We start from the raw sequence: 3831 nt of genomic DNA, 5'->3' as shown, positions 1-3831 counted from the left end.
GCGGGGGGCCTTGGTGATGCGGTTGTCCGGCCAGCTGCGGTCGGGGATGTCGACAGCCTCGTACTGCCCGTACCGGTGCACCGGCATTCCGGAGGGCCGCTGCCGTACGGTCGCCGCAGTGATGGGCGTGGGACGGCCGAGCCCGGTCGCAGCGGGCGCGGCAGCCGGGACGGAAGATGTGGGCGCGGTGGATCCGGTGGATTCGGCGGAAGTCATGATGCGTGGGCTCCTGGTCGCGGAGAAAGCTCCGCGTGAGTGGGCTTCGAGGGCCGACGGTGGCAGCACCGATCTCCGCGGGGAGGGGGCCGGCCGTACGACTACAGACCCTCGCCGCGGCAGCTAAGAAGCAGCAGCCCGAAACGCATGATGGGCCTGAGTCTAACGGAGACCGCCCGAGATCCAAGAGCCCGTATCACCATGCGGGACAGGTGCGGGAGGCGTCGGGGATGGGGCGTCACCCGGTACGCGAGTCGCCCCTGGCGGTCCGCGAGTTGAGGCTTGTGTACCCCTTCGTACGAATCATGGCAGCAAGCAGTGACAGTGTGATGACTCTGTGCCACGTTTTCTGTATGAACGCACCCTCAGCGCGTACGGATGCCCGACACCCCGTCTTCTGCACGATCATCCCGCCGCACCTCCTGGACCGGCTCTCCCGGTCCGGCGACCCCGTGGTCTTCGAGGCGGCCCGCCGCACCCTGGAGCACGACGCCCTGCAGCGCACCAGGCGCCGGATCACCACCGTCCGGATGACCGCTGGCGTGGTCGCCCCTAGGCGGCCGGAGGAGGACAAGAAGCCGAAGCGCACGATCAGCGACGCGCGGAACAAGGAGGAGCTGCCCGGGACGACGGTGCGGAAGGAGGGCGAGGGGCCCGTCGCGGACGCCAGCGTCAACCGCGCGTACGCGGGCCTCGGCGCGACCTTCGACCTCTACCTCGCCGCCTTCTCCCACTACTCGATCGACGACGCGGGCCTGCCCCTGGACGCGACGGTCCACTACGGCGAGAAGTACGGCAACGCCTTCTGGGACGGTCACCGCATGGTCTTCGGAGACGGCGACGGGGAGATCTTCCGCGACTTCACGCTGCCGGTCGACGTCATCGGCCACGAACTCACCCACGGGGTCACGCAACACACCGCGAACCTCGCCTACTTCGGCCAGTCCGGCGCGCTCAACGAGTCCGTCTCCGACGTCTTCGGCTCCCTCATCAAGCAGTACGGGCTGGGCCAGACCGCCGACCAGGCGGACTGGCTGATCGGCGTCGGCCTGTTCACGGACAACGTCGAGGGCACGGCGCTGCGTTCGATGAAGGCGCCCGGCACGGCCTACGACGACGACGTACTCGGCAAGGACCCGCAACCCGCGACCATGGCCGACTACGTCCACACCGGCTCCGACAACGGCGGCGTGCACATCAACTCCGGCATCCCCAACCACGCCTTCTACCAGCTGGCCACGGAGCTGGGCGGCCACGCCTGGGAGCGCGCGGGGCAGATCTGGTACGACACCCTCCGCTCGCCCGCCCTCACCCCGGACGCGGACTTCGCCGCCTTCGCGGGCGTCACGGTGGCCGCGGCCGACAGCCGCTACGGGGACGGCAGCGCGGAGCGGGAGGCGGTGCTCAAGTCGTGGTCCCTGGTGGGCGTCACGCCGGCCCAGGCTGCCGCCGAGACCCCGGCAAGCAGCACCGCGTAACGCCCGGACGCGGGAGGATGGTCCTATGCGTATCACCGTCACCCGCACGGGCGGCTTCGCGGGACTGACCCGCCGCGCCACCCTGGAGACCGGCGGCCGTCCGGACGCCGACGCGCTGGCCGCGCTGGCCCGCAGCGCCCTCGCCGAGGGCGGCAAGGATCGGCCCGCCGGCGTACCGGACGGCTTCCACTACGAGATCGAGATCGACGGCGACACCGGCCACTGCGCCGACCCGCGCCTCACCGAAGCGCAGTCGGCGCTGGTCAGGACGGTGCTGAAGGAGGGCGCCTGAAAGCTCCTGTCAGAAGTCAGAAGCCCAGCCTGCGCAGCTGCTTGGGGTCGCGCTGCCAGTCCTTGGCGACCTTCACATGCAGATCCAGATAGACGGGCGTGCCCAGCAACGCCTCGATGTGGCCACGCGAGGTCGTGCCGACGTCCTTGAGCCGCTTGCCCTTGGGGCCGATGACGATGCCCTTCTGGCTGGGGCGCTCGATGAAGATATTGGCGTGGATGTCGAGCAGCGGCCGGTCCGCCGGACGGTCCTCGCGGGGCAGCATCTCCTCCACGACGACAGCGATGGAGTGCGGCAGCTCGTCCCGTACGCCCTCCAGGGCCGCCTCCCGGATGAGCTCGGCGACCATGACCTGCTCGGGCTCGTCGGTCAGGTCGCCGTCCGGGTAGAGGGCGGGGCCCTCGGGAAGGAGCGGCACCAGCAACTCCGGCAGCAGCGCGACCTGTTCACCGGCGACGGCCGAGACCGGCACGATCTCGGTCCACTCCAGGCCGGTCTCCTTGCCGAGCCGGTCGATGGCGATCAGCTGCTCGGCCAGCGCCCTGGAGTCGACCAGGTCGGTCTTGGTGACCACGGCGACCTTCGGGGTCCGCTTGAGCCCGGCCAGTTCGGCGGCGATGAAACGGTCGCCGGGGCCGATCTTCTCGTCGGCGGGCAGGCAGAAGCCGATGACGTCGACCTCGGCCCACGTCGTACGGACGACGTCGTTGAGCCGCTCACCCAGCAGCGTGCGCGGCTTGTGCAGGCCAGGGGTGTCGACCAGGACGAGCTGCGCCTCGGGTCGGTGCACGATGCCGCGCACCGTGTGCCGGGTGGTCTGCGGGCGAGTGGAGGTGATCGCGACCTTCGTGCCCACCAGCGCGTTGGTGAGCGTCGACTTGCCCGCGTTCGGGCGGCCCACGAAGCACGCGAACCCGGAACGGTGCGGTTCGGCGGCGGCGTCGGCGGCGGCGTCGGCTTCGGCGTCGGCGTCGGCGTCGGCGTCGGCGGCCTCGGAGGCGGGTGAAGGGGCGTCCATGCCGACCATTGTCCCCGATCGGGTGAGTGCCGATGACCGCCCCGGCCGCGCTGCCGGCGCCCTCAGCCCGCCGTCACCGTGGCCCGCACGTTGCCGTCCGTGCCCGCCAGCAGCACGGTCGTATCCGCTCCGCCCAGGTCGTGCACGGCGGCCAGATCCGCCGCCGGGATCAGCTCCGCCGCCGATACGACGGCGGCGGCCTCCAGCGAGGCCGCGCCGGACGCGACCGCCATCGCCACGGCCGTCCGCAGCGCGCTCAGCTCGAGCGAGGCCAGCGCGACCGAGCCCGCCACATATGTACGGCCCATGTCGTCCCGCACGGCCGCCCCCTCCGGCACCCCGTTCCGCGCCCGGGCGCTGCGCGCCAACGTCACGAGCTTGCGGTCCTCGGGGTCCAGCCCCTGGTCACTCTGGTCAGTCATGCGCCCGAGCCTATGCGGTCGTCGTCGGCCCGGTCAGGGCCGGTCCAGCAGCAGACGCTCACGACGGGGGAGACCGGCGACCACCAGGTCCCACGAGTCCTCGATCATCTCCCTGACCATGTCGTCCGGGAGGGTGCCGTCGAGGGTGAGGGTGTTCCAGTGCCGCTTGTTGAGGTGGTATCCGGGCCTGATCGCCTCATGCGCCGTCCTCAGCTGTACGGCCAGCTCCGGCTCGCACTTCACGCTCACCTCCAGCGGGTGCCCGTCCAGCGCGCTCAGGGCGAAGAGCTTCCCGCCCACCTTGAAGACGGACACCTCCGGATTGAACGGAAAGTCCTCGCTCGCTCCGTTCAGCCCGAGGCAGTACGTGCGCAGCTCGTCCGGTGTCATGGCCTCAGGATCCCA

5 protein-coding genes and 1 pseudogene are annotated in these 3831 nt (G+C 70.8%); 2 read left to right on the top strand and 4 right to left on the bottom strand.

Annotated elements, in window-relative coordinates; translation table 11 throughout:
• Window positions 1-216, bottom strand: a pseudogene (locus ACRDP3_RS20575) (hypothetical protein); the annotation flags it as partial.
• Between the two features lie 353 nt (window positions 217-569).
• Between ACRDP3_RS20575 and ACRDP3_RS20570 the strand changes: the two are divergent.
• Together ACRDP3_RS20570 and ACRDP3_RS20565 are read left to right on the top strand one after the other, a co-directional pair.
• Window positions 570-1694 (top strand): M4 family metallopeptidase, encoded by a 1125-nt coding sequence (locus ACRDP3_RS20570; protein ID WP_431518447.1) that lies wholly within the window; start codon window positions 570-572, stop codon window positions 1692-1694.
• A gap of 25 nt (window positions 1695-1719) precedes the next feature.
• Window positions 1720-1986 carry a protealysin inhibitor emfourin gene (locus ACRDP3_RS20565; RefSeq protein WP_431518446.1) on the top strand — a complete coding sequence of 89 codons (267 nt, stop codon included), beginning with the start codon at window positions 1720-1722 and terminating at the stop codon, window positions 1984-1986.
• A 16-nt stretch (window positions 1987-2002) separates the two neighbouring features.
• On the opposite strand, the gene era is transcribed toward ACRDP3_RS20565, so the two are convergent.
• From era to ACRDP3_RS20550, 3 genes are all read right to left on the bottom strand, one after another.
• Window positions 2003-3004, bottom strand: a complete 1002-nt coding sequence (gene era / locus ACRDP3_RS20560; RefSeq protein WP_431518445.1) for a GTPase Era — start codon at window positions 3002-3004, stop codon at window positions 2003-2005.
• A 62-nt stretch (window positions 3005-3066) separates the two neighbouring features.
• Window positions 3067-3426: a cytidine deaminase gene (locus tag ACRDP3_RS20555; protein ID WP_431518444.1), complete on the bottom strand. Its 360-nt coding sequence runs from the start codon at window positions 3424-3426 to the stop codon at window positions 3067-3069.
• A 33-nt stretch (window positions 3427-3459) separates the two neighbouring features.
• A complete protein-coding gene (locus tag ACRDP3_RS20550) occupies window positions 3460-3816 on the bottom strand; it encodes an MmcQ/YjbR family DNA-binding protein (protein WP_431518448.1) in 357 nt (118 codons plus the stop codon).
• Window positions 3817-3831: the final 15 nt, after the last annotated feature.

Source organism: Streptomyces sp., assembly GCF_050698815.1.
In the GTDB taxonomy this organism is placed as follows: domain Bacteria; phylum Actinomycetota; class Actinomycetes; order Streptomycetales; family Streptomycetaceae; genus Streptomyces.
The sequence above is the reverse complement of the archived record's forward strand: the minus strand, read 5'-3'. Positions and strand labels throughout refer to the sequence as shown.